This window comes from Halorubrum sp. SP9 (assembly GCF_005435015.1).
GTDB classification, from domain to species: domain Archaea; phylum Halobacteriota; class Halobacteria; order Halobacteriales; family Haloferacaceae; genus Halorubrum; species Halorubrum sodomense.
Genome location: NZ_SGXU01000038.1, coordinates 1 through 22,803, shown reverse-complemented (window position 1 = coordinate 22,803; position 22,803 = coordinate 1). Strand labels below are relative to the sequence as shown.

General features: G+C 72.5%; 26 protein-coding genes and 1 pseudogene. 10 read left to right on the top strand and 17 right to left on the bottom strand.

All coding sequences use genetic code 11. The annotated features are described in order from the left end of the window. Window positions 1-333: pseudogene (locus EXE45_RS14535) on the top strand (hypothetical protein); the annotation flags it as partial. 17 nt (window positions 334-350) lie between these two features. Here the strand turns inward: EXE45_RS14535 and EXE45_RS14530 are convergent. The 6 genes from EXE45_RS14530 to EXE45_RS14505 form a co-directional block, all read right to left on the bottom strand. Then, on the bottom strand, window positions 351-974 hold the full coding sequence (locus EXE45_RS14530) for a GTP-dependent dephospho-CoA kinase family protein (RefSeq protein ID WP_137694750.1): 624 nt from the start codon (window positions 972-974) through the stop codon (window positions 351-353). A gap of 26 nt (window positions 975-1,000) precedes the next feature. Next, entirely contained in the window at window positions 1,001-1,198 is a 198-nt protein-coding gene (spt4, locus tag EXE45_RS14525) for a transcription elongation factor subunit Spt4 (protein WP_137694749.1), read from the bottom strand. Next, window positions 1,198-1,773: a DNA-directed RNA polymerase gene (locus tag EXE45_RS14520; protein ID WP_092919943.1), complete on the bottom strand. Its 576-nt coding sequence runs from the start codon at window positions 1,771-1,773 to the stop codon at window positions 1,198-1,200. Before EXE45_RS14520 ends, spt4 begins: the two co-directional genes overlap by 1 nt. Before the next feature lie 21 nt (window positions 1,774-1,794). Further along, window positions 1,795-2,265 (bottom strand): PIN domain-containing protein, encoded by a 471-nt coding sequence (locus tag EXE45_RS14515; RefSeq protein WP_092919944.1) that lies wholly within the window; start codon window positions 2,263-2,265, stop codon window positions 1,795-1,797. A 1-nt stretch (window position 2,266) separates the two neighbouring features. Next, entirely contained in the window at window positions 2,267-3,511 is a 1,245-nt protein-coding gene (locus EXE45_RS14510) for a translation initiation factor IF-2 subunit gamma (RefSeq protein ID WP_092919945.1), read from the bottom strand. A gap of 207 nt (window positions 3,512-3,718) precedes the next feature. After that, window positions 3,719-4,549: a hypothetical protein gene (locus tag EXE45_RS14505; RefSeq protein ID WP_092919946.1), complete on the bottom strand. Its 831-nt coding sequence runs from the start codon at window positions 4,547-4,549 to the stop codon at window positions 3,719-3,721. A 137-nt stretch (window positions 4,550-4,686) separates the two neighbouring features. Between EXE45_RS14505 and EXE45_RS14500 the strand changes: the two genes are divergently transcribed. Continuing rightward, complete coding sequence (locus EXE45_RS14500; protein WP_137694748.1) at window positions 4,687-5,178, top strand: DUF5810 domain-containing protein; 492 nt, start codon at window positions 4,687-4,689, stop codon at window positions 5,176-5,178. A gap of 36 nt (window positions 5,179-5,214) precedes the next feature. After that, window positions 5,215-5,652, top strand: a complete 438-nt coding sequence (locus tag EXE45_RS14495; protein WP_092919948.1) for a DUF5809 family protein — start codon at window positions 5,215-5,217, stop codon at window positions 5,650-5,652. Between the two features lie 126 nt (window positions 5,653-5,778). Here the strand turns inward: EXE45_RS14495 and EXE45_RS14490 are convergent, their stop codons facing one another. The 9 genes from EXE45_RS14490 to EXE45_RS14450 form a co-directional block, all read right to left on the bottom strand. Continuing rightward, complete coding sequence (locus EXE45_RS14490) at window positions 5,779-6,045, bottom strand: elongation factor 1-beta (protein WP_092919949.1); 267 nt, start codon at window positions 6,043-6,045, stop codon at window positions 5,779-5,781. 1 nt (window position 6,046) lies between these two features. Then, window positions 6,047-6,226, bottom strand: coding sequence for an HVO_2753 family zinc finger protein (locus tag EXE45_RS14485; protein WP_092919950.1), 180 nt, complete (start codon window positions 6,224-6,226; stop codon window positions 6,047-6,049). Window positions 6,227-6,349: 123 nt separating this feature from the next. Beyond that, window positions 6,350-7,585, bottom strand: coding sequence for a tripartite tricarboxylate transporter permease (locus EXE45_RS14480; RefSeq protein ID WP_137694747.1), 1,236 nt, complete (start codon window positions 7,583-7,585; stop codon window positions 6,350-6,352). An 86-nt stretch (window positions 7,586-7,671) separates the two neighbouring features. After that, the gene (locus EXE45_RS14475) at window positions 7,672-7,866 is read right to left on the bottom strand and encodes a 30S ribosomal protein S17e (RefSeq protein WP_092919952.1); all 195 of its coding nucleotides are present in this window, start codon (window positions 7,864-7,866) and stop codon (window positions 7,672-7,674) included. A gap of 108 nt (window positions 7,867-7,974) precedes the next feature. Next, window positions 7,975-8,607, bottom strand: coding sequence for a DUF447 domain-containing protein (locus EXE45_RS14470; RefSeq protein ID WP_137694746.1), 633 nt, complete (start codon window positions 8,605-8,607; stop codon window positions 7,975-7,977). Then, window positions 8,604-9,614 (bottom strand): triphosphoribosyl-dephospho-CoA synthase, encoded by a 1,011-nt coding sequence (locus tag EXE45_RS14465; RefSeq protein WP_137694745.1) that lies wholly within the window; start codon window positions 9,612-9,614, stop codon window positions 8,604-8,606. Before EXE45_RS14465 ends, EXE45_RS14470 begins: the two co-directional genes overlap by 4 nt. Further along, on the bottom strand, window positions 9,611-10,438 hold the full coding sequence (locus EXE45_RS14460) for a tRNA-dihydrouridine synthase (RefSeq protein WP_137694744.1): 828 nt from the start codon (window positions 10,436-10,438) through the stop codon (window positions 9,611-9,613). Before EXE45_RS14460 ends, EXE45_RS14465 begins: the two co-directional genes overlap by 4 nt. Next, on the bottom strand, window positions 10,435-11,487 hold the full coding sequence (cofD, locus tag EXE45_RS14455) for a 2-phospho-L-lactate transferase (protein ID WP_092919956.1): 1,053 nt from the start codon (window positions 11,485-11,487) through the stop codon (window positions 10,435-10,437). The genes EXE45_RS14460 and cofD overlap by 4 nt, the downstream gene beginning before the upstream one ends. Window positions 11,488-11,782: 295 nt before the next feature. Continuing rightward, window positions 11,783-12,688, bottom strand: coding sequence for an isoaspartyl peptidase/L-asparaginase (locus EXE45_RS14450; RefSeq protein ID WP_092919957.1), 906 nt, complete (start codon window positions 12,686-12,688; stop codon window positions 11,783-11,785). A gap of 125 nt (window positions 12,689-12,813) precedes the next feature. On the opposite strand from EXE45_RS14450, the gene EXE45_RS14445 reads away from it, so the two are divergent. From EXE45_RS14445 to icd, 3 genes are all read left to right on the top strand, one after another. After that, on the top strand, window positions 12,814-14,391 hold the full coding sequence (locus tag EXE45_RS14445; protein ID WP_137694743.1) for an HTTM domain-containing protein: 1,578 nt from the start codon (window positions 12,814-12,816) through the stop codon (window positions 14,389-14,391). A gap of 32 nt (window positions 14,392-14,423) precedes the next feature. Then, complete coding sequence (locus EXE45_RS14440; protein WP_092919959.1) at window positions 14,424-15,398, top strand: glycosyltransferase; 975 nt, start codon at window positions 14,424-14,426, stop codon at window positions 15,396-15,398. Between the two features lie 128 nt (window positions 15,399-15,526). Then, window positions 15,527-16,789 (top strand): isocitrate dehydrogenase (NADP(+)), encoded by a 1,263-nt coding sequence (gene icd / locus EXE45_RS14435; protein ID WP_137694742.1) that lies wholly within the window; start codon window positions 15,527-15,529, stop codon window positions 16,787-16,789. Window positions 16,790-17,135: 346 nt separating this feature from the next. On the opposite strand, the gene EXE45_RS14430 is transcribed toward icd, so the two are convergent. Continuing rightward, entirely contained in the window at window positions 17,136-17,549 is a 414-nt protein-coding gene (locus EXE45_RS14430; RefSeq protein ID WP_092919961.1) for an Lrp/AsnC family transcriptional regulator, read from the bottom strand. A 97-nt stretch (window positions 17,550-17,646) separates the two neighbouring features. Here EXE45_RS14430 and carA point away from each other — a divergent pair, with 97 nt between their 5' ends. Both carA and surE read left to right on the top strand, forming a co-directional pair. Further along, window positions 17,647-18,714 (top strand): glutamine-hydrolyzing carbamoyl-phosphate synthase small subunit, encoded by a 1,068-nt coding sequence (carA, locus tag EXE45_RS14425; RefSeq protein ID WP_137694741.1) that lies wholly within the window; start codon window positions 17,647-17,649, stop codon window positions 18,712-18,714. A 150-nt stretch (window positions 18,715-18,864) separates the two neighbouring features. Beyond that, window positions 18,865-19,764 carry a 5'/3'-nucleotidase SurE gene (gene surE / locus EXE45_RS14420; protein ID WP_092919963.1) on the top strand — a complete coding sequence of 300 codons (900 nt, stop codon included), beginning with the start codon at window positions 18,865-18,867 and terminating at the stop codon, window positions 19,762-19,764. A 61-nt stretch (window positions 19,765-19,825) separates the two neighbouring features. Here surE and EXE45_RS14415 read toward each other — a convergent pair whose 3' ends face one another. Then, window positions 19,826-20,065, bottom strand: coding sequence for a hypothetical protein (locus tag EXE45_RS14415; RefSeq protein ID WP_092919964.1), 240 nt, complete (start codon window positions 20,063-20,065; stop codon window positions 19,826-19,828). Between the two features lie 404 nt (window positions 20,066-20,469). Between EXE45_RS14415 and EXE45_RS14410 the strand changes: the two genes are divergently transcribed. Further along, entirely contained in the window at window positions 20,470-22,242 is a 1,773-nt protein-coding gene (locus EXE45_RS14410; protein WP_137694740.1) for a glutamate--tRNA ligase, read from the top strand. A 99-nt stretch (window positions 22,243-22,341) separates the two neighbouring features. Next, on the top strand, window positions 22,342-22,671 hold the full coding sequence (locus tag EXE45_RS14405; RefSeq protein ID WP_092919966.1) for a ferredoxin family protein: 330 nt from the start codon (window positions 22,342-22,344) through the stop codon (window positions 22,669-22,671). Window positions 22,672-22,803 lie beyond the last annotated feature (132 nt).

The following is a 22,803-nucleotide window of genomic DNA, read 5'->3' as shown; positions in this document are numbered from 1 at the left end:
GGCCTCGCCGGCCTCGGGCTCGTCGCGCTCCACCGGCGCCTCGCGCGCGGCCCCGAGCCGACGGACGACGCGGTCTGGTCGTTCCTCGCGATGGAGGACGCGCTCACGGGGGTCGGGTTCGTCACCGGCGGCCTCGGTGTCGGCGTCGGCCTCGCCCTGCTGGCGAGTGGGCACTGGGGCGTCGAGGCGCTCGCCGGGCTCCGGCGCAGCGGCGTCGAGCCGTACCTCTCCGTCTCGACGGTCCCGGTGACGCCGCGGCTGGTGACCGGGGTCGGGCTGGTGGCCGGGCTCGCCGTCCTCGCGGCGACCGTCGTCGCCGTCGACCGCGAGTGACGCCGACCGGCCGTCCCCTACCCCCCGTCGCCGTCGTCGAACCCGTCCGGGTCGACGCCGAGAACGTCGTACGCGGCCGCCGTGTCGCCTGCCAGCCCCTCGAACAGGTCCCGCGCCCGCCGACGGGCCTCGGACGTGACCGCGACCCGGACCATCCCCTCGCCGGGCTGGCCGTAGACGACCGTCGACCCGAGCGGCGCCGCCAGCATCGCCGGCAGCGCCGCCAGGTCCTCCTCGCCGGCCACCTCGATCGTCACCGGCTCGTCCGTCGCGAGCGCCTCGGCGAGCGCGCCGAGCAGCGCCGCCGACAGCGCGGCAGCCGGGTTCCCGACGGGAATGCGCCGCTCCTCCGTGGCCGCGAGCGCGGTCTCGATCTCCTCGCGAACCGCCTCGCGCTCCGTCTTCCCGTCGACCAGCGCGACGTCCGGGACGCGACCGGCCTCCCGGAGGTGGTAGGTGACCACGTCGCCGACCGCGATCAGCTGTGGGGGCCCCTCCTCCGGCGAGCCGTGTCGCTCGCGGGTCTCGTCGACGCCATCTAGAAGGGCGGCGGCGTCCGTCGTCACCGGTCCCAGCGGCTCCTTGAACGCGTCGCGCAGCGATTCGGGCAGCGTGACAAGCGGGTCAGGTGCGTCTGTCATCGGTTCCTCCGGCGTCGCCGCGTGGGTTACCGGACCTTGAGCGCGTACGCGCCCGCATCGGAGACGTTCATTTCCTCGGCGATCTGGCTGTCCGCGGGCTTGGTGATGATGACGTAGCCCGCCCAGTCCTCCGTCAGCGACGACGACCCGCAGAGCGCGCAGGTCTGGGCGTCCGGGTCGTTGACGTGGTGACACTCGCGACACGCCAGGCGGTCCTCGGCCATCAGTCGGCCTCCTCACCGGTCTGTTCGCGGTGTTTCCGCTGCCCCTCGAGCCAGTCGTGTTTGCCGAGGCCCGGCTGTTTCGCCGTGAGCCCGATCTTCGAGTCGCGCGGGTTGCGCTCGTCGATGCTCTTGGTGACGACGCGGACGCGCACGGCGTCGTCGACGCCGAGCGTCTTGTCCGAGTCCGACGAGGCGAGCTGCTGGTTCGCGCCGTCGAACGTGAGGTACTCGTCGGTGATCTGCGAGACGTGGAGCAGCCCGTCCACCGGGCCGATCCCGACGAAGGCCCCGAACTCCACCGTCTCGACGACGGTGCCGTCCGCGACCTCCTGCATGTCGGGGTCGTAAGTGAGCGCGTCGAACTCCGCCTCGTAGTAGACGCCGGGGCGGTTGTGTAACACCGCGCCATCGCCGATGTCGTGAACCTCGATGACGCTCACGACGCTGCCGACGTCCTCGTCCATCCGTCCTTCCAGCTTGTCTTGAAGCAGCGCTTTCACCCGCTCGTCGGTGACGTCCGCCAGGTGCTTCGGCGGGACCTCGACCGTGTCCTTGAGTCGAACTCGTTTGTACATGTTGTTGGTTGTCCGCGGCCGCTAGGGTTCCGTTATCGCCAGTGTGTTCCGACCCCTTAAACCGATTACTGGTGCGTCCGCGGCCAGCACCCGGTTCGCGAGGGGTCCGTCGACCGTGACGACGGCGTCGACCCGGCCGGCCGCGGCCAGGGCGACGAGCGCGTCGTCGGCGTACGATTCGTTCGTTGCCACCGTCTCCGCCCGCTCCGCGAGGTCCGCGCCCACGCTCGCGGCGGTCGCCGCCGCGCCGTTGCCGCCCTGGAGGCCGTCGAGTTCCGCGATCACCGCCGCCGGAACGACGACTTCGTAGCCCCCGAGGAGCCGATCCAACTCCTCGAACAGTCGGAGATCGGCCTCGACCGGGGCCATCAGGGCGCTCGCGTCGAGCGCGATGACCGGAATTCCCTCGGAGCCGTCTCCCGCGAGGCCCTCGGCGCGCGCGTCGCCCGCGGGGCTCGACTCCGGACGGTCCGCGCGGGCGTCGTCGGCCACGCTACGTCAGCGTCCCGACGCCGATGAGTCGCCAGCGCGCGCCGACGCGCCGGTTGATCGCGATCTGGGCGCCCGCCTCCGCGCAGACCGGCCGTTTGAGGCTCACTTCGCACTCGCCGTCGCGCGCGCTCGTCACGGCGCCGACCGTCGTCGCCGTGCCCACCGTGAGCATCAGGGGCTCTCCGGTGCTGATCTCCTCGATGTCGCTCTCGCCGCTCTCGTCGTCCTCCTTGCCGACGACGCGGTCGAGGAGGTCGACCGTCATCTCGAACTCCTCGCGAGTCGGCGGGAGCGTCCCCGGTTCGCCGGCGACCTGGCCGGCGAGGGCGTCGCCCTTCGTCAGGCTCGGGTCGAGCCCCGTTCCGACGCCCAAGAGTCCGCCGGGGCGGGCGGTCTCGACGTCGTTGCTGCCGGCCTGGAGCGACCGGACGGTCGTCTCCAGCGGCCGCCACTCGGTCTGGCCCTCCTCGTCGACCTCGCGCCCCGGTCGGATCTCCAGCCCGTCGCCGACCGACAGCTCGCCGCGGACCAGCGAGCCGCCGACGACGCCGCCCTTGAGGTCCTCGGCGCTCGCGCCCGGACGGTTGATGTCGAACGAGCGGGCCGCGTACATCCGGGCGCTCTCGTCCGGGTCGCGGTCCGGGGTCGGGATCTCGGACTCGACCGCGTCGATGAGGAGGTCCATGTTGACCTCCTGTTGGGCCGACACGGGGACGATCGGCGCGTCCTCCGCGACGGTGCCCTCGACGAACTCCCGGATCTGCTCGTAGTTGTCGACGGCGCGGTCGCGGTCGACCAGGTCGACCTTGTTCTGCGCGATGACGATGTTCTCGATCCCGATGAGATCGAGCGCCATCAGGTGTTCTTCCGTCTGGGCCTGCGGGACGTCCTCGGTCGCGCTCACGACGAGGACCGCCCCGTCCATGATCGAGGCGCCCGAGAGCATCGTCGCCATCAGCGTCTCGTGGCCGGGCGCGTCGACGAACGACACCGTGCGGACCGGCTCGCTCGCGGAGCCGTCCTCGCACTCCTCGTCGACGGTGTAACACTCGGGCTCGTCGACGCCGGGACAGCGGCGGAACGTCGCATCCGCGTACCCCAGCCGGATCGAGATGCCGCGTTTCATCTCCTCGCTGTGCTGGTCGGTCCACGAGCCGGACAACGCCTGTACCAGCGTGGTCTTCCCGTGGTCGACGTGACCGACGAGACCGATGTTCACCTCCGGTTGTGTGTTGGCTTCAGTCACTGTTGAACCTCCTAACGGAGCAGTCTTATGCGAATTTCGCCCCGTGCGAGTGATAAAGTTGCTGTTATCGTAGCGTCAGCGTCGCCGGTGACGGCGGCCGTCTGAGCGGCGCGCCCGCGAGGAGCCGGCCCCGCGCCGACTCCGCGGCGCGGCCCCGCCTCGACGCGTTACCGTGCCGACCCCGCGGCGCGGTCCCGCCTCGACGCGTTACCGTGTCGGTCCCGCCTCGACGCGTCCGTGCCGATCGAGGCGCGGCAGGAACTCGCCGAGCCCTTCGAGGAGCGCGTCCTCGTCGCTGATCCGTTCCCGCTCGAAGGTCCGGGCGGGGAGGTACCACCGCGAACGGACGAGTTCGATCCGCTCGTCGGTCACCCGGTACCCGTCGAGGTCGTCCCAGCCCGTGACCGCCCGGTCGACGCGGAGCCCCTCGTCGGTCACGGCCACCTCCGAACCGTCGTCTCCGAAGAGGAGGAGGAACGTCGTCGAGACGCCGCCGAACGCCGGCCAGACCGCTTCGAAGCCGCCGTCGACCGTCACCGCGAGGAACGCGGCGACGGCCACGAGCGAGCCGGCGAGGACCGCGCCGCCGGCGAGGACCGGCCAGTCCCGCCCCTCGTCGTCGGTCCCGCCGACGGTGACGACCGCCACCTCCGTCGCGGCCTCGCGGACGCGCCGGCTCCGAAGGACCGCGCCGCCCACCGGAACGCCGATCCCGGGGAGCACGGCGAGGAGCCCGACCGCGGCGACGCGCGCCGCGGCGGACCCGGGAGTCGTCGCCAAGACCATGTACGGTAGGTAGGCGAGCGCCGGGACGACCGAGGCGACCGCCACGGGTAGCGTCGCGGCGGCGCCCGCGATGTCGTCGATCCGCCGAGCGGCGACCGCGACGACGACGGCGACGACGGCGCCGGCCGCGGCGAGCGCGGGAATCCGTGTCACACTCAGCGCGGGCGACCGGCCCGACAGCGCGAGGGCGGGCGTCGCGACCGTCGCGACGTACGTCCCGATGAGGGCTTCGAGGGCCCGTCGCTCTCGCATACCGCCCCGTTCGGGCGCGACCGCAAAAAATCGTCCCGTCGGCGCCGAACGCGCGCGAGGCCCGGCAGGACCCGTCGCCCGGAAGAGAGCGCACGTCCGACGCGACTTTACACCCCACTCGCCTACCACCGCTCGACATGGGATACGCGTGCCCGGTCTGCGACACGCCGCAGCGCGACGGCGAACACCTCGCGCACCACCTCGCGTTCACGGCGATGCTCCACGGCGGCGACCACGAGTCGTGGCTCGACGAGCGCGTCGACGACTGGAGCGAGCGGGAACCGACGGCGCTCGCCGCCGAGGTGACGCCGCACGCCGAGGACGCCGAGTACGACGAGGTGTTCGAGGACACCGTCCCGCGCGGCCGCCCGGACGTGGGGATGGGCTCGGGCGGAGAGGCGGCCTCCTCGGACCACGGCCACGACCACGGTCACGGCTCCGCTCACGACCACGGCGCCGACCCGGATCCCGCCCCCGACGCGGGCGTCCCGGACCCCGACGCGGTCGACGACCCGACCGTCGCCGAGGCGCTCCGCGAAGCGCGCGAGCTGACCCGGGAGGGGGCCGCGGACGACGGCGACGCGGGCGCGGAAGACGAAGCGGACGACGCCGACGCCCCCGACTCGTAGCGGAACGCCCTTCCCGCCCCTCGGCCAACTCCGGGCATGGAGACCAGAGGCACGTTCGCCCCGGAGACCCGCGCCGACGCGCTCGAACGGTACGAGGAGGTCGGGCCCGTCGCGCAGGTGGTCGTCCGCGAGGCGACGAAGGCGATGTCGTTCGACGCCGACGAGTACGACGAGCGCGTCACGCCCGAGGTGATCCGGACCGCCCGCGACGCGACGTTCGCCGAACTGCTCGCGGTCCACGTCGGTGAGGGCGACGAGTTCGACGAGTGGCTCGCGGCCAGCGAGTTCGACGACGAGGACGTGGTGCGGATCGGCTCCGACAACGTCGACAACGTCGTCTGGCATCCGGTCCCCTTCGCGGACGCGGTGATCGCGGCCACGTATCAGGAGGAGCCGGACGCGGCGGCCAGCACCCTGCGCCGCAACGCTTTCGGGCGCGTGTACCGCGAGGAGTTCTACGAGTCGGGCCGGTAGCCGGCCGACGGCAGCGTCACGGCGACGGGCCGGTCGCGAACGCCGGAGCGGCCGCTCTCCGAGACGAACGAAGCCGCAGAATCGGACCGCGAGCGTCGCTGACGGCGACGCGCTAGCGTCGGCGCTCTACAGGCGACCGACGTTCTCGACCGCGACGGATTCGACCTTCTCGACCTGCGAGAACGCCTCCTCGACGGCTTCCGTGCCGCCCGCGCCGTCGGGGACGATGACGGTCGGGAGGAGCGCGACCAGCCCGAACGCGACGTCGTCGCGCTCGAAGCCGCGGATCTTCGCGCCCTCGGGGAGGACCTCTTCCAGACGGTCCTGGAGGTCGTCGAGGTCGACCTCGGGGCTGTTCGGCATGACCTTGATCTTGGCGGCGACGTCGCCCATCTTACGGCCCCCGGAAGCCGCAGTCGTGGCACTCGTAGAGGTTGCTCTGCTTCCGGCACTTCGAGCACCGGTAGATGGTGGCGCCGCAGTCCGGACAGGAGAACCGCGCGGCGTTCATGCCGGACACCTGGATCCCACAGGAGACGCACTGCGGGGTACCCTGAGAGTCGCTCTGGCTCATACGTCTACTCACCAGCGCGCGACTTTTAACCGTTGTTCTTTGCCCCGCGAGCGGCGTGCGCCTCGATACCGCACCGCTCGATAGGCGCGCTCACGGCGGACCGTCGCGGTCCCGTGGGGAGTCTCACCCGACGATCAGCGGTCCGATCAACACGCCCATGAGATGGACGCGGCGCGCTCCGACCCGCGGCGGAACGAGCCCCAGCGCGCCGGCGACGAGGAGGACGCCGACGCCGAACATCCCGGCGAACGCGTACGAGAGGAGCGCGAGCAGCCCCAACACCCCGACCGAGAGCCGGGTGTAGTCGGCGTTCCCGACGATCCGCAGGTACGGGTCACCGACCAGCACGACCAGCGAGAACCCGAAGCAGGCGGCCGTCGCGGCCGCGACGAGCAGTATCGGCAGCGCGAACGGCACGCCGGCCCGGTCGAGCGCGACGGTCACGCCCGTCCGCGGTGTCTCGAGCGCGACCAGCGCGAACAGTGCGAATATCGTGTTCGCCGTGCTCGCGCCGCTCGTCGCCACGACGAACCCGCGGTCGGCCGACGCGCGCGGCACCGCGGGCATCGCGGCCACGGCGGCGATGGCGGCCGACACGCCCGGGACGTACCCGACCAGGGCTCCCGCGAGCGATCCGGCTCCCGCGCTCGTCCCGAGGTCGCGGGCGTCCATCGCGATCCGCGGGTCCGCCTGCGGCGGAACCCCCTCCCCGCCGAGCGCGTCGACGAGGACCGGGACGCCGAACAGCCCGGCGAAAAGCGGCGCCAGGACGCCCCCGGTCGACAGCGGCGCCGCGGGGTCGGCGTCGAGCGTCGCCAGTCCGAGCGCGGCGCTCGCGAGGAACGCGACGAGGCCGCCGACCGCGGCCCGCCGCGACGACTCCGTGAGCACGAGCAGGGCGACGACGCCGGCGAGCAGCAGCGGCAGGTGCGCGCGCAGCGTCGGGTACCCCCGAACCATGAGCCACGTGATCGGGACCGCCAGCGGGACCGCGAGCGCGACCGCCAGCCCGGAGCCGACCGCGGAGAGACGGACCGCCTCGCGCCCCCGGCCCGCGATCACCAACCGGTGCCCGGGGAGGGCGGCGACCGCGGTCGCGGCGTCCGGCACGCCGAGCGCGAGCGCGGGAACGATGTCGAGGAACGAGTGGACGACGCCGGCGCCGAGCATCGCGACGCCGACGAACAGCGGGTCCGCGGGCACCGACGGGGCGAACCCGGCCAGGAGGAGCGCGAAGTTGTTGGCGTGGAGCCCGGGGACCAGCCCGCTCGCGGTCCCGAGTGCGACGCCGCCGAGCAGAAACGCGAGCGCGCCGGCCGCGAACGTCGGATCGACCACCGGCCGCACGAGCGCGTCCATCGAGGTGGGGTGGCCGCGGCTCCTGACTTAACGTGTCGGCCGACGCCGCCCGTCAGCGGAACCTGTCTCGGCTCGAATCCGAACGGTTAGGCGTGGTTCGCCGCCTGCGCCTTCTTCTGCGTGACGTAGCCGGCGATGCGGTTGCGGACGCCCTTCGACTCGACGGTGGTCAGGGCGGTGACGCTCTCCTTGTTCGTCTCGAAGTCGGTGTTGAACGAGTCGGGGTACCGCTCCAGCAGGACGGTCCCGAGCTGCTTGATGTACTTGGGTTTGATGGCCATACCGAGCGGTACCGGCGGCCCGAACTAAAAGGGTTCGTTCCGCCGTGAGCGGCCGCGAGCCCCGGTCACCGCGGCTCGGGTCCGGCTCGCCGCGCCGCCCCCGCGCCGTCAGGACCGGTCGCGCTCCCGCCAGCCGGTCGCCTCGTCGATCCGCGCGAACGCCTCGCGCTCGGCCGGTCCGCCGCAGCGTTCCACCACGTCCGCGAAGTACTCCAGTCGCTCCAGTAGCTCGTCGGCGTCGAACGCCGGCACGTCCAGCCGCGAGGCGGCCACCGTGGCGTCGACGACCGCGCCGAACCCGCGGTTCACCGTCGGCACGCGCTCGGTCACGACCTCCGACTCGACCGGCGACAGCGCCCACGTCCGGACCGTGGTGTCGCCCTCGGTCTCGACCGCGACCTCTTCGACATCGACCTCGACCCACGCGTCGGCGCTCGGGAGGACCGCCGCGTCGACTTCCCGGACCGTCAGCGCCGCGTCGACGAACGTCCGCGGGTCGACGGTGAACTGGACCACGCCGCCGCCGCGCTCGGTGAAGTTCCGCCACGTGCGAGTGCGTCCGTAGGTTCGCGCGGTGACGGGACCGTCGGGGTCGTCCGGCGCGTGAAGTCCCAGCGCCGCGACGTTCCACCGGTCGTTCGGGCCGCGCGTCGTCACGACGGATTCGGTGACGCCGCGGAGCGGGACCGGCCAGCCGTCGGGGACGACGCCGGAGGGGTCTGCCCCCCGTTCGTCGCTCACGGCGCCACCTCCGCGCCCCGTCGGAGCGCGACGAACAGCGCCGCGCAGGTGAGGTCGGCGGTCGTCCCGGGGTTTATTCCCTCGTCGACGAACGCCTCCGCGAGCACCTCCGCGGCGGCGAGGTCGGCCCCGTGAACGGCCTCTGCCGGGACCGCGTCGACGCCGCCGATGCCGTCCGGTCCCGCCGACTCCACTCCCAGCAGCGCCGCCGCCCGCGCGCTCGCCTCGCGGGCCGTCTCCGCCCCCTGCGTCGACGCGACCAGCGTGTCGGGCCCCGCCGCGAGCAGTCCCAGGAACGCCCGCGCGGCCCGGTCCGCGAGGGGCCCCTCGTCGGTCAGGATCCACTCGGCCGCGCGGAACGTCCGCGGGAACCCCTCGGTCCACTCCGCGGCGTTGCGGTCTGGGACGCGGTTCGCCTCCGCCGAATCGGTCGCCTCCGCCGAATCACTCGGCGCCGCGGACAGCGCCAGCACGTCGCGCAGGGTCATCTCGCGCTCGCGGACGGCGGGCTCGGCGTCGCCTCCGCGGCGCACGTCGAGGTCGTCGGCGCCCGGCGGCGGGTCGTCGACCGCGACGTCGACGACCTCGAACGCGCGGTAGAAGGCGACCGCGTCGTCGACGGTCGTCGCCCGGCAGACCGCGTCGACGCCGGCGGGCGAGAGTTCGCGGTCGGAGTCCGCTGCCGCCCGTACCAACGGGACCAGGAGCAGCAGACAGCCGAACTGCGTGTTCGTGCGCGCGCGCTCGGCCATCCCGGAGACGGCGCGCTCGAAGGCGCCGCCGACCGATGCGACCTCGTCTCCGGGACCCTCGCCCGCCGCCAGTTCGAGCCCCTCTCGGGCGCCGACCGCGCCGCCGAGGAACGACTCGAACCGCAGGTCGTCGAGGTCGCGACGCCGGTCGACGTTCCCCGGCTTCGGCGTGCCGGCCACCTCTACCAGGAGCGCCAGCGTCGCGTCGTCGACGGGGTCGGTGGGTCGCCGGCCCCCTCGCGCGTCCCGGCTCACGGTCTCGCCTCCCGTTCGGGATCCGCCTTGTCGCCGCCCCTCGACACCGTCCCCGAACGCCACGCCTCGACCGCGTCACCGACGCGCGCGAGGGCGGGCGGGTCCTCCGTCGGGCGGCCGACGCTCACCGCGTCCGCGCCGTACGCGGCGTACTCCGCGACGGTCTCCCGGCCGCGAACGCCGTTGTTGGCGACGAGCGTCAGGTCAGCGAGGCCGTCCCCGTCGCCCCTCTCGGGCGCCGCGTCGACCGCCGTCGCGATATCGGCGATCACCGCCTCCGAGTCCATCGCGTCGACGTGGAGCCAGTCCGCGCCGGCGTCCGCGGCGGTCTCCGCGACCGCGACGAGGTCGACACCGGGGACCTCGGCGCGGACCTTCACGCTCGTCGTCGCGTCCGTCTCGGCCGCGGCGGCGACGTACCGCGCGAGGCGACCGGGATCGCGGAGGAGGGACTCGCCGCAGCCGACCGCGCGCAGTTCGGGCTGCCGGCAGTGGGCGTTGATCTCACAGACCGCGCCGCGGTCGGCGCAGACCTTCGCCGCTTCGCGGACCGGACCCCGGGTCGCGCTCCGGACGTTGACCCCGGGTCGAACCGGCGCGTCCGCGAGCGCGTCGAGCTGATCGGCGGCGAAGGCGAGCGGGTCGGCGGGGAGGAACTCGTCTCGCCCGCGCGAGACGAGGTCCCGGGCGGCCGCCCGGCTCACCGGGTCGATCGCGACCCCGCCGAGGAGCGCGACGTCGACGTGGTCGGCCGCGGCGCGGGCCCACTCGGCGTCCGCGGCCCCGCTGAGGCTCGCGGCGACGAGGAGGGGTCCCCGGGTCACTTCCCACCCCCCCGCGGAGCCCGGGAAGCCGGCGCGTCGCCGGCGACCGCTTCCAGGGCGCGCTCGCAGGCCAGAGCGACGCGCTCGGCGTCGTCCGCGTCGTCGATCCGCGTGTCTGTGCGCTCGACGTGGCGGTCGAGGTCGGTCCGGTCCGCCTCGTCGAGGACGAACGCGTCCGCGAAGGGGTACGCCTCCGCGACGCCCGCCGTCGACGGTTCGCGGCCGACGCCCGACATCAGCTCCGCCGCCGGCCCGGAGAACACCTCGTCGCCGACGAACGGCGAGACGGCGACCACCGGCGTCTCCCGGAGCGCGCGCTCGAAGCCGGGCAGCGCCAGCATCGGCCCGAGGCTCGTCACGGGGTTCGAGGGACCGATCACGACCGGGTCCGCGAGCGCCTCGACGACCGCGTCGGTCGGCTCGGCGTCGTCCGCGCCTCGGAACTCCACGTCGGCGACCGGCGGCTCGCCGCGGCGCGCGACCCAGTACGCCTGGAAGTGGAGCGTCTCGCCGCCCTCGGTGTGGATCAGCGTCGCGACCGGCTCGTCGGACATCGGGAGGAGGTCGACGTCGAGGTCGAACGCGTCCGCGAGGACTCGGACCGCTTCGGTGAGCGACTTCCCCTCGTCGAGCAGGCTCGTGCGCGTGAGGTGGACCGCGCGGTCGCGGTCGCCGATCTCCATGAACTCACCGACCGCCGAGAACCGCCGCCAGCGGGCGAGCTCGCGGCCCGCGGTCTGTACCGCGTCGTCGAGGTAGCGGGGAGCGCCCGGCTCGCCCTCGATCGCGTCCCCGGCCGCGGCCGCGAGTCGGGAGAGCTCCTCGTGGGTCGCGGTCGTGTCGCCGTCGATCCCCCACCACGTCTCGCGGTCGAGGACGCCGCCGCCCGCGAACAGCACGGTGTCGACGTCGGGGCAGACGAGGTGGCCGCCGATCTCGACGTCGTCGCCCGTGTTGGCGACGACCGCGGTCTCGGCCGGGTCCCACACCCGAGCTGCGCCGTCGAGGAGCTTCGGCGTGCCCGTCCCCCCGGCGAGGAAGGTTACCATACCGGCGCAAGGCGGCCGCCGGATTTGTATCCTCGCCTCCGCGGGCGTCGCGGTGAACCGGGATCGAGCCGCGAATTTGTCTGTCAGCGATCGACGACGCTCAATCGATCCTCACGACCGGCGCGTGCCCGCGAGCGGCCGCCTTCGGGGCCGCGAGTCGCGCAAGCCCTCGCCGGGTCTGTAGGCGGAGCAGGCCGAGTGCCTCGGGGCTTGACCCCGAGGCGGTTCACCGCCGGACACGGTTTCCAACGAGCGGCCGGCGCTTCGGAAGCTCACGCCGCCAGTCCGCTGTCAGCTACGTATCAGCGACGCTCGTCTGCATTCCCTCGGTGTTGAACGCGCTCCCCGCCCCTTCGTCGCCGAGGACGATGACGCCCGCCCCCGACCCGGTGATCTCCTCGAACTCCTCGATCGCGCGGTCGGCCGCCTGTTGGGCGTCGAGTCCGTCGTCGAGGTGGTCGACGGCGCGCCGCGAGAGCGTCACGCGGGCGATGTCCTCGCCGGCCCCCGTCGCGCTCGCGCCGCCCGCCTCGGTGCAGAAGAAGCCCGAGCCGACCTGCGGCACGTCGCCGACGCGGCCGGCGAGCGCGAACGACCGGCCGCCGGTGGAGGTCACCGCCGCGAACGCCTCGCCGTCGGTCGCCACCGCGCCGACCGTGTCGTGGTCGGGCGCGTCGCCCTTCGCGCCGTCTTCCGACCCTCCGCCCGCCTGGTCGTCGCCCGAGCCGAACCGCGAGGCGAGCCAGCCGAGGTGCTCGCGGGGACCGCCCCGCGGCGGGTCCTCGGCCTCGTAGCGCTCCCGCGTCTCGTCGGTGAGCAGGTCGACGCCCGTCTCGACGCCGAATTCGTCCGCGAGATCGACGGCGTGGCCGCCCGAGACGAAGATATGGGGCGTCTCCGTGTGGACGACGCGGGCGACGCTCGCCGCGCGTTCGACGCCGGGCATCGAGCAGGCCGCGCCGATCTCGCGGTCCGAGGTCATCACCCCGGCGTCGGTACGGACGGCGCCGTCCGACTGTATTGCGCCGCCGACGCCCGCGTTGAACCGCGGATCCGCTTCGAGGACGCCGACCGCGGACTCCACCGCGTCGAGCGGCGTCACGGCGTCGGCGCCGCGAGCGGCCGCCTCGTCGAGGACCGCCTGTCTGGGCTCCGGGTCGTCTGGAGTGCCGCCGGCGCCGCCGTGGACGATGACTCGCATACGGGGGGCTGCCGCGGCGGCCACATAAGCGCCCGGAACCCGGCGGCGACCGCGGGGAGTCGCCCGGCGTCCGCGCGTCGACGCCGCAAGACCTATTCCCGCCGCTGGGCGATCCGACGGCAACCGTGACGACCGCCGATTCCGCCGGCGCCGGGAGGTCAACGAGCCGCGAGCGCCTCGCCCCGCGACTCCGCGCCGCGATCCGACGCCGCCTCGGGATCGACCCGCGCGCGCTCGCCGCGTTCCGAATCGCGCTCGGCGTCGTCCTCCTCGTCGACCTCGCGCTCCGCGCGCGGAACCTCACCGCCTTCTACACCGACGCGGGCGTCCTCCCGCGGGCGACGCTCTCCGAGGCGCGCCCGCTCGGCGCCCGCCTCTCGCTCCACGCCCTCTCCGGCGACCCGCGGGTCGTCTCCCTGCTGTTCGCCCTCGCCGCGGTCGTCGCCGTCGCGCTCGCGGTCGGGTATCGGACCCGCGTCGCGACCGCGGTCTCTCTGCTCCTGCTCGCGTCGCTTCAGGCGCGGAACCCGTTCGTCCTCAACGCCGGCGACACCCTCCTCCTCCAGCTGCTCGGCGCCGGGCTGTTGTGTCCGCTCGGCGCGCGCTGGTCGCTCGACGCGGTCCGACGCAGCGGCGCCGAGATCGCGGACTCGACGACCGACTCGCCGGAGTCGACGGCGGCCACCCCGGCCGACCGCGTCGCTGTCGCGGCCGACCGCGTCGCCGGTCCCGCCTCGGCGCTCCTCCTGTCCCTCGCGGTCGTGGTGTACGTCTCCAACGCGGTCGCGAAGTTCCGCGGGACGACCTGGCCCGCGGGCGAGGCCGTCGGGCTCGTCTTCCGGCTCACCTACCTCCACGGCCCGCTCGGGGGGCTCGTCCCCAAGTGGCCAGTCCTGCTTTCGGCGGCCACCTACGGTTGGCTCGCGCTCCTCGTCACGTCCCCGCTGCTGATCGCGGCCGCCGGCCGGATCCGGGCGGCGCTCGCGGGGACGCTCCTCGCGGCGCACCTCTCGATGGCCCTCACGCTCCAGATCGGCGTCTTCTCCGTCGTCTCCGCGACCGCGCTGGTCCCCTTCTTCCCGCCGTTCGTCTGGGACCGGGTCGAGCGCGCGGTCGCTCCGGCGGCCGAGCGACTTCGTCGCCTTCCGGGCGCGCCCGGGGCCGCCGGTCCGCCGATCGGAGACGGACCGATCCGGGTCCTCCGCGGGTGGGCCGCGGCCGCGGTCCCGGCCCTGGCCGCGGTCCTCCTCGTCGCGCTCGTCGCATGGAACGGGATGGCGCTCGGGCTCGTCGAGGCGCCCGGGCCGGTCGCGTCGGTGTCGGACCCGACCGAGAGGGGTTGGGACATGTTCGCGCCCGATCCCCCCTCGACCGACGCGCTCGTCCTGGCGACCGCGACGACCGCCGACGGCGACCGGATCGACGCCCTCTACGGCGACCGGGTCGCACGCGACCGGCCGCCGTCCGACGCCCGCGCCTACCCGACCGCGCGCTGGCGGAAGTTCCTCACCCGGCTCGCGGACGATCCCGACCCGAACCGCGTCGGGCCGGTGCTCGCACACCTCTGCGACCGCGCGGCTGAGTTCGCGGGCGAGGACGGCGCTCCGATCCGGTCGGTCACGGTCTCGGCGGTCGACGTCGACGTCGAGACCGGTGAGACCCGCGTCGACGAGCTCGGGACGCGCTCGTGTTCGACGCCGTGACCGTTTAGCCCTCGCCGCGCGAACGGATCGGCGTGACCGATTCGGATCCGACCGCGGCGGCGAGTCCGACGCCCGTGTCGGTGCTGCTGCCGACCGTCCGCTGGACCGACGCCTGCGACGAGGTCGCAGCACAGCTCCGGGGCCCGGGGGCGTTCCACGCCGAGGGCAGCGACGAGCTCCTCGTGATCTGCGACTCCCCGGACGACCCCGTCGCGGACCGGCGCGGCGACCTCCCCGACCGGGTCCGCGTCCTGATCGCGGGCGAGCCCGAGGGGTGCTCCGGGAAGGCGAACGCGATAGCGGTCGGGATGGCGGCGGCCGCGAACGATCGGATCGCCTGGACCGACGACGACTTCCACCACCCGCCGGACTGGGTGGCGACGCTCGACGACGACTACGACCGGCAGGGGCCCACGACGGAGCTCCCGGTGTTCGTCGGGCCGGACCCGCTCGCCCGGCTGTTCGAGCCGGCGTACGTCATCGGCGGGACGCTCGCGGTGTTCGCGGCCGGGGTCGCGTGGGGCGGCGCGGTGATATTCGAGCGCGGCGACCTCCGCGACGGCGAGGCGGCGTTCCGCCGAGACCTCAGGCGGACGGTCAGCGACGACGGGACGCTCAGCGAGCACCTCGACGTGACCGCGGTCGACCGGACGCGACGCGTCCGAGCCGGCGGTTCGCTCCGCGGATCGCTGGAGCGGTTCGTCCGCTTCCTGTCGATCACTCGGCACCACGCGCCGGCGGCGACCGCGTTCAACGTCCTCTTCGGCGTCGTCATGGCCGCGATCTGTCTATTCGCACCGGTCGCCGGCGTGACCCTCGTCACGGCGCTCGCCGGCGTCGCCTACGCCCGGTTCGGGGTCCGGCGCGCGACGTTCCTGCTCGCGGCGCCCGGCGTGTTGATCGCCCCGCCGCTGATGGCGTACGCGTTCGCGCGCCGGACGTTCGTCTGGGGCGGCCGCCGCTACCGCTGGCGGTCGATGTTCGACGTCGAGGTCGAGCCGGTCTGAGTCGGGGGACGATCGAGGCGGTCAGACGCGGCGGCGAGCGCGCGCCGAAACCGGCAAACGCTGCGAGCGCGACGCTCACGCCGAAAACGGCAGGCACTTTAGGGGCCCAACTGAATCGGCGGACGTTCATGAGCTACGATAAGGTCGACGTCCCCGACGACGGCGAAGCCATCACGCTCGCCGACGAGGAGACCGGCGAGCTGAACGTTCCGTCCAACCCGATCATCCCGATCATCCACGGCGACGGAATCGGCACCGACGTCGGGCCGGCCGCACAGCGGGTACTCGACGCAGCCGCCGAGGCGACGGGTCGATCCATCGCGTGGATGCGCGTCTACGCCGGCGGGAGCGCCCGCGAGATGTACGACGAGAACCTCCCCGAGGACACCGTCTCGGCCATCCGCGACCACCGCGTCGCGATCAAGGGCCCGCTGACGACGCCGGTCGGCGCCGGCTTCCGCTCGCTGAACGTCGCGCTCCGAAAGACGCTCGACCTCTACGCGAACGTCCGCCCGACGTACTACATCGAGGGCGTTCCGTCGCCGGTCAAGAGCCCGGAGGAGATGGACATGATCACCTTCCGTGAGAACACGGAGGACGTCTACGCCGGCATCGAGTGGGAGGCCGGCACCGACGAGGTCGAGGCGGTACGCGAGTTCCTCGAAGACGACATGGAGGTCGCCGATGTCATCCACGACGGCCCGGTCGGCATCGGCGTCAAACCCATCTCCGAGTTCGGCTCGAAGCGCCTCATCCGCGAGGCGATCGACTACGCGGTCGCCAACGACCGCGACTCGGTCACCCTCGTCCACAAGGGGAACATCATGAAGTTCACCGAGGGCGCCTTCCGCGACTGGGGCTACGAGGTCGCCGAGGAGGAGTACGGCGAGGACGTGATCACGGAGGACCAGCTCTGGGACGAGTACGACGGCGAGCAGCCCGATGGCACCGTCGTCGTCAACGACCGCATCGCGGACAACATGCTCCAGCAGCTGTTGACCCGCACCGACGAGTACTCGGTCATCGCGACGATGAACCTCAACGGCGATTACATGTCCGACGCCGCCGGCGCGCAGATCGGCGGGCTCGGCATCGCGCCCGGCATCAACCGCGGTCACGGTCGCTGTCTCGCCGAGCCCGTCCACGGCTCCGCGCCCAAGTACGCCGGCGAGGACAAGGTGAACCCCACCGCGATGATCCTCTCGGGCCGCGAGATGCTCGACTACATCGGCTGGTCCGACGCCGCGGACCTCGTGCGCGACGCCGTCGAGGAGACGATCGCGTCCGGCCAGGTCACCTACGACCTCCACCGGCAGATCGAGGGCGGCGAGAAGCTCGCGACGAGCGAGTTCGCGGACGCCGTCGTCGAGCAGATCGACGAGCTGGCGTAAGCCTCGGCCGGCGGCGTCGACCTCGCGTTCAGCGACTTCCCTCGTTTTTCGACTGCGAGCGCGAGCGGCGTCTGTACTTATAAACGGCAGTTGTCCGTAGATCGACGGTGAACACCGCCGAAGCCCCTTTGAGCCCCGCCCAGCCGCACCGCTCCGCACCTCACGCCTCCCCAGCCTCGTCGCCGGACTACGTCCGGTTTCAAGCGAGAGCGAAGCTCTCGCCCTGTCGGTGGTTCGGAGCGGAGCGACGGACCACCGACTCCCTCGCGGGCTGGCTCGCGGCCGCCGCCGGCGGCCGCTCGCAGGCGCGCCGCCGCGGAGTTACATGTAAACGGTCGCCGCTCGCCTACCCGAGCCGCTCGTCGAGGATGAGCCGCGTCTTCGTCGACTTGACCTCGTCCATCTCGCGGGCCTGCGTGATCAGCTCGTTGACCGCGCGGGTGTCGACCGCGTCGACGACGAGGACCACGTCCTCCTCGCCCGACACCTGCCAGACGAAGTCGACCTCCTCCCACTCCACCATCCGCTGGCCGACCTCGTCGGTGTTGACGTTCATCTCCACCGATATCTCGATCATCGCTTTCACGTTCCCGGTGCGGGTCGTGACCGTGAACCGCTCGATCACGCCCTCTTCGGTCATGCGGTCGACGCGGTTGCGCACGGTCCCCTCGGAGGTCCCCACCCGGTCCGCGATCTCCGTGTAGGGGGTCCGCGCGTCCCGTCGCAGGATCGAGAGGATCCGTCGGTCGAGGTCGTCCATACCCGATCTTCTCTCACCCGCCGCCTTACCCGTTACGAATATCGTAACGAACCTTCGAACGACGCATTTATTATCCACTACACGTACGTATCTCGTAATGTCGGACGCCTACATCGCGCTGGCCGACGGACGCGTGCTCGAAGCGCGCGCCCGTGCGCCGGGGCGGACCCGCGGCGAACTGGTGTTCACGACCGCGTACACCGGCTACGAGGAGTCGCTCACCGACCCCTCCTACGCCGAACAGATCCTCACCTTCTCGTACCCTCTCATCGGGAACTACGGCGTCCGAACCGAGCGGTTCGAGTCCGAGTCGGTCCAGCCGAACGCGGCGATCGCCCGCGAGCTGACCGACGACGTCGCCGAGTGGCTCACCGAGGAGGGCGCGCCCGCCGTCGACCACGTCGACACCCGCGAGATCGTCACCACGGTCCGCGAGGAGGGCGCGATGGCCTGCGGGATCGCCGCCGGGCCGGACGCGACTCCCGAGGACGCGGTCGCGGAGATGGAGGCGTGCGAGCCGATGAGCGACCACGTCGACATCGGCGCGCAGGTGTCCGTGACGGAGCCGACCGCCTACGAGGGGGACGGCGACGCCGACGTCGACGTGGCCCTGCTCGACTGCGGCGCGAAGGGCTCGATCGTCTCCTCGCTCACCGACCGCGGCGCGGACGTCCACGTCCTCCCGTACGACGCAACTCCCGAGGACGTGGCCGCCGTCGACCCCGACGTGCTCTTCGTCTCGAACGGCCCCGGCGACCCGGAGAACTTCGTCGCCGCGCAGGACGTGGTCGACGAGTTCGCGGGCGAGGTGCCGCTGGCCGGCATCTGCCTCGGCCAGCAGGTGATCACGAGCGCGCTCGGCGGCTCGACCGAGAAGATGGCGTTCGGCCACCGCGGCGTCAACCAGCCGGTCAAGGACCTCCGGACGGACAGAGTCGTGATGACCACCCAAAACCACGGTTACACGGTCGACGACACCGGACCGTTGGAGGTGACGCAGGTGAACGTCAACGACGACACCGTCGAGGGGCTCGACAGCGAGGAACTCGACGTCATCACCCGCCAGTACCACCCCGAGGCGAACCCCGGCCCGCACGACTCGCTTGGCTTCTTCGACGAGGTGCTCGATCTGGCCACCTCGTCGCGTCGAGTCGCGGCCGACTGATCCCCGGCTGATCCCCGCTTCTACTCCCCGAGCCCTCCGACTGACCACTCGGAGTACCACCCGGCCGACGCCTGCGATGCCGTCTCCGTCCGCGTTCCGCGTTCGCTCCGGACCGGCGACGTTTTCTCCCGCCGCCTCGCACGGTGACGCGTGACAACCGAGATCCTGCTCACCAACGACGACGGGATCGACGCCGTCGGGATCCGGGCGCTCGCGGACGCGCTCTCTCGCGACTACGACGTGACGGTCGTCGCGCCCGCGACGAACCAGTCCGGCGTCGGCGGCGCGCGCTCGTGGTGGGAAACGACGGTCGACTACACCGAGACGGACCGCGGCTACGCGGTCGAGGGGACCCCCGCTGACTGCGTCGCGGTCGCGGACGTGGCGCTCGGGCTCGATCCCGACGCCGTCGTCTCCGGCTGCAACCACGGGCCGAACATCGGCGCGCACATCCTCGGCCAGTCCGGTACCGTCGGCGCCGCGATGGAGGCCTCCTTCCTCGGCACGCCCGCGATCGCAGTCTCGCTGTACGACCGCGGCAACCTCCCCGTGCCGCCGACGCTCGACAACGACGACTTCGCGGTCGCCGGCGAGGCGGTCGTCGACCTGCTCGACCGCGCGGAACGCGACGCCGGCGACGGAGCGGGCGGCGGCGACCTCGAACTTCCGTTCGGCGCCGACGTGTTGAACGTCAACGTCCCCGCTGCCGACGACGAGGCGGCGGAGAATCCGACCTACCGGCTGACCGAGCCCGCTCGCGGCTTCGACGTGATCGAGTTCCGCCCGGGCGAGGAGGGGCCGGACGAGGAGAACGTCCCCGAGGGCTGGGAGTTCGGCGAGCGGCGCGGCGAGATGGGGATGGAGCTGCGCGACCGCTTCTGGCGCGAGTTCCTGCGGGGAAACGTCCAGGACGATCCCGGTTCGGACCGCCGCGCGGCCGTCGAGGGCGAGGTGAGCGTCTCACCGCTGTCGAGTTCACGCGCCGTCGCGGGCGAGAAGACCGGATCCCTCATCGAACCGGCCCGCGGCGCCGAGCGAAGCGCCGACTGACGGATCGGCGTCGGCGGAAGGAGCGCGGTCGACTCGGTCGGCGGAAGGAGCGCGGTCGACCTCAGCGCCGTCGCCGCGGCCGCCGCCCGCTGCCGGCGAACTCCGCCGCGAGCCGCCCGAGGTACCAGACGACCACGAGACCGAGGAGGAACCCGGCCCCGGCCGCGGCCAGGAGCTGGACCGGCGTCGGGTCCAACTGGAGGGCGATAAGCGGCGGCGTGACCGTGACGATCGCGAGCAGCACGAGCTTGACCTTCCGGTTCCCGGCCTCCCGCTCCGCCTCGGAGATGGGTCCTACCACCGCGCTCCCCCTCGCGTTCCGACGGCTCCCGGCGCGACGCTCATGCGTCTACCACGCCCCCGGCGACTATCAAGGCGACGAACCGGTTCGGTCCGTCCGGCGTCGACGCCCGCTTACCGCGGCGACCGACCGCGCCCGTCGGGCCCGGTCGGTAAAAAGCGTCTCGACCGTTCACGGCGGTATCGGGGCGTTACCGGCGTGAACGGTCTCGGTCGTTTAAGCCCGTCCGACCGCTCGTGTCGAGTGCCCCTACCCGCCGTCCCGGGCCGACGCGGCGCGCCGCCGCGGCCGCCGCCCGCGCTCCGAGCGTGGCCCGCGGTGCCCGCCTCGCCCGCGCCGCTCCGGGACCAGCCCCTCCCCGCCGTTTCGCGGCGCTTTTGACCCGACCCCGACAAGCGACGCGCATGGACGACGAACTCCGCGAGCGCGTCGCGGCGGCCGGCGAGGCCGCGGCGCTTTACAACGCGCTCAAGCACGGCAGCGACCCGGACGTGGGCGCGATCATGGGCCCGATCATGGGCGAGAACCCCGAGTTCCGCCCGCACGGCGACGAGATTCCGGGCGTCCTCGCGCCGGTCGTCGACCGGGTCGGCGAGATGGACGAGGCCGAGCGACGGGAGCGGCTCGGCGAGCTCGCCCCAGAGAAGCTCGCGGAGCTGGAGGCCGACGACGAGGCGGACGAGCACGTCCTCCCCGACCTCCCGAACGCCGAGGCCGGCGAGGTCGTGATGCGCGCCGCGCCGAACCCGAACGGCCCGTGGCACGTCGGCCACGCGCGGATGCCCGCCGTCATCGGGACGTACAAGGAGCGCTACGACGGCGAGTTCATCTGCCGGTTCGACGACACCGACCCGGAGACGAAGCGGCCCGACCTCGACGCGTACGACGCCATCTTGGAGGACATCGAGTACCTCGGCTTCGAGCCCGACCGCGTGATTCGGGCCTCGGACCGGCTGGAGACGTACTACGACAACGCCCGCGAGCTGATCGACCTCGGGGGCGCGTACACCTGCTCGTGTTCCGGCGAGGCGTTCTCCGAGCTGAAGAACGCGGGCGAGGCGTGCCCGCACCGCGAGAAGGACGCCGAGACGGTCCGCGAGGAGTTCGCGGCGATGGTCGACGGCGAGTACGGCTCCGGGGAGATGGTCCTCCGCGTGAAGACCGACATCGAGCACAAGAACCCCGCGCTTCGCGACTGGGTCGCGTTCCGGATGATCGACACGCCGCACCCGCGCGAGGAAGCCAGCGAGTACCGCTGCTGGCCCATGCTCGACTTCCAGTCCGGCGTCGACGACCACCTCACGGGCGTCACGCACATCATCCGCGGCATCGACCTCCAGGACTCCGCGAAGCGCCAGCGGTTCGTCTACGACTACTTCGGCTGGGAGTACCCCGAGGTGCTCCACTGGGGTCACGTCCAGGTCGACGAGTACGACGTGAAGCTGTCGACGTCGACGATCAAGGAACTCATCGAGGACGGCGAGCTGACCGGCTGGGACGACCCCCGCGCGCCGACCATTCAATCGATGCGTCGCCGCGGGATTCAGGGGCGGGCGCTCGTCGACTCGATGACCGATCTCGGGATGTCCACCTCCGACGTCGACCTCGCGATGTCGTCCGTCTACGCGAACAACCGCGACCTGGTCGACGACGGGGCGAACCGCTACTTCCTCGTGCGCGACCGCGAGGACGACCCCGCCGTGGAGCTGCCGATCGTCGACGGCGACGCGCCCGCGCCCGAGGCCGGCCACCCGCGGTTCCACCCCGAACACCCGGACCGGGGCGAGCGCGAGGTGCCAGCCGGCCGCGTCGTCGTCGAGTCCTCCGACCTCCCGCCCGAGGGCGAGCGCGTCTGGCTGAAGGGGTACGGCCCCGTCCGCTACGAGGGCGACGAACTGGCCTTCCTCGACGCCGACATCGAGATCGTCCGCGAGGGCGACGTGGACGTGATCCACTGGGCGCCGGCCGAGGAGGGGCTCGACACCCTCCTGCGGACGGTCGACGGCGACGTGCGCGGGATCGCTGAGCCCGCGCTCGCGGACGTGGACCCCGATACGGTCGTCCAGTTCGTCCGCGTCGGCTTCGCCCGGATCGACGCGTTGGACTCTGAGGCGACCGACGAGGACGACGGCCCGCACGGCTCCGAGGACCTCGTGGCGTACTACGCGCACCCGTGAACCGGACCGCGCTCGGCGGCGCCGACGACCGTTCCGCTCGGCCGACCGAATCCGTTCGTCGCGGAGTTTAAACCCGCGAGCGGCGAAGCGGTGGCAACGATGGCCATCGACCCGAACTTCGAAACGAACCGCGAGCACGTCGGCGAGGAGGACGGGGTCGCCGTCTGGGGTCCCGTCGAACCGCCGGACAAGCAGGGGATCCGCGGCACCCACGTCGCCGTCGACTTCGACATCTGTCTCGCAGACGGCGCCTGTCTGGAGGACTGTCCGGTCGACGTGTTCGAGTGGGTCGAGACGCCGGGGCATCCGGAATCCGAGCGGAAGGCGAGCCCCGCCGACGAGGACCAGTGTATCGACTGTATGCTCTGTGTCGACGTCTGCCCCGTGGACGCCATCGACGTCGACCCCGGGCGCGAGAACCGCTTATAAGTAGTCGTTGTCGGTGTAGGGACGGTTTCCGTCGCTCGAGTTTTTATAAGTAGTTGACTGAGGAGCGACGGTGAACACCTCCAAAGCCCCAGCCGCTCGGCTGTACGTGGTCGACTGTGGATCAGCGGTGGA

Bases quoted from the DNA above. Each gene is read 5' to 3' on its own strand.
- EXE45_RS14530 (WP_137694750.1), bottom strand. From the start codon at position 974: ATGACAGACGCACCTGACCCGCTTGTCACGCTGCCCGAATCGCTGCGC.
- spt4 (WP_137694749.1), bottom strand. From the start codon at position 1,198: ATGGCCGAGGACCGCCTGGCGTGTCGCGAGTGTCACCACGTCAACGAC.
- EXE45_RS14520 (WP_092919943.1), bottom strand. From the start codon at position 1,773: ATGTACAAACGAGTTCGACTCAAGGACACGGTCGAGGTCCCGCCGAAG.
- EXE45_RS14505 (WP_092919946.1), bottom strand. From the start codon at position 4,549: ATGCGAGAGCGACGGGCCCTCGAAGCCCTCATCGGGACGTACGTCGCG.
- EXE45_RS14500 (WP_137694748.1), top strand. From the start codon at position 4,687: ATGGGATACGCGTGCCCGGTCTGCGACACGCCGCAGCGCGACGGCGAA.
- EXE45_RS14495 (WP_092919948.1), top strand. From the start codon at position 5,215: ATGGAGACCAGAGGCACGTTCGCCCCGGAGACCCGCGCCGACGCGCTC.
- EXE45_RS14490 (WP_092919949.1), bottom strand. From the start codon at position 6,045: ATGGGCGACGTCGCCGCCAAGATCAAGGTCATGCCGAACAGCCCCGAG.
- EXE45_RS14485 (WP_092919950.1), bottom strand. From the start codon at position 6,226: ATGAGCCAGAGCGACTCTCAGGGTACCCCGCAGTGCGTCTCCTGTGGG.
- EXE45_RS14480 (WP_137694747.1), bottom strand. From the start codon at position 7,585: ATGGACGCGCTCGTGCGGCCGGTGGTCGATCCGACGTTCGCGGCCGGC.
- EXE45_RS14475 (WP_092919952.1), bottom strand. From the start codon at position 7,866: ATGGCCATCAAACCCAAGTACATCAAGCAGCTCGGGACCGTCCTGCTG.
- cofD (WP_092919956.1), bottom strand. From the start codon at position 11,487: ATGGTAACCTTCCTCGCCGGGGGGACGGGCACGCCGAAGCTCCTCGAC.
- EXE45_RS14450 (WP_092919957.1), bottom strand. From the start codon at position 12,688: ATGCGAGTCATCGTCCACGGCGGCGCCGGCGGCACTCCAGACGACCCG.
- icd (WP_137694742.1), top strand. From the start codon at position 15,527: ATGAGCTACGATAAGGTCGACGTCCCCGACGACGGCGAAGCCATCACG.
- EXE45_RS14430 (WP_092919961.1), bottom strand. From the start codon at position 17,549: ATGGACGACCTCGACCGACGGATCCTCTCGATCCTGCGACGGGACGCG.
- carA (WP_137694741.1), top strand. From the start codon at position 17,647: ATGTCGGACGCCTACATCGCGCTGGCCGACGGACGCGTGCTCGAAGCG.
- EXE45_RS14410 (WP_137694740.1), top strand. From the start codon at position 20,470: ATGGACGACGAACTCCGCGAGCGCGTCGCGGCGGCCGGCGAGGCCGCG.
- EXE45_RS14405 (WP_092919966.1), top strand. From the start codon at position 22,342: ATGGCCATCGACCCGAACTTCGAAACGAACCGCGAGCACGTCGGCGAG.